Origin of the sequence: Mesorhizobium sp. M2E.F.Ca.ET.209.01.1.1 (assembly GCF_004010375.2) — a bacterium.
Lineage (GTDB): Bacteria > Pseudomonadota > Alphaproteobacteria > Rhizobiales > Rhizobiaceae > Mesorhizobium.
In genome coordinates this window covers 1-316 of sequence record NZ_SADP02000842.1, presented here as the reverse complement: position 1 = coordinate 316, position 316 = coordinate 1, and the positions used below count along the sequence as shown (strand labels likewise).

Here is a 316-nt window from a genome sequence, read left to right as displayed (position 1 = left end):
GCGAGCGGTGCGCAGGTGCAGTTCGACGAGGCCGTCGGCGGGGCCGCCGGATCGGGCTTCACGCTCGACCAGCGCATCGCGGCTTTCGAGCAGACGCTGCAGCATATGCCGAAGCCGACGATACCGGGCACGCTCGAGGTCCGGCTGCCGGCCGTGGTGGCCGGCGACACGACGGTACGCGACGTGCGGCTTTCGGCCGAGCCGGTCGAGGGTGGCTGGTCGGTCAAGTCGCTTGCCGCAACGCTGCCCGGCCGCACGACACTCGAAGCCGACGGCATGCTGAGCGTCGAAGACCATTTCGGCTTCAGCGGCTCGT

1 protein-coding gene is annotated in these 316 nt (G+C 70.3%); it reads left to right on the top strand.

Annotated features, from left to right (window positions below):
* Window positions 1–316: hypothetical protein (locus EN852_RS38165; RefSeq protein WP_135879857.1), on the top strand; the 316-nt coding region annotated here is incomplete at both ends.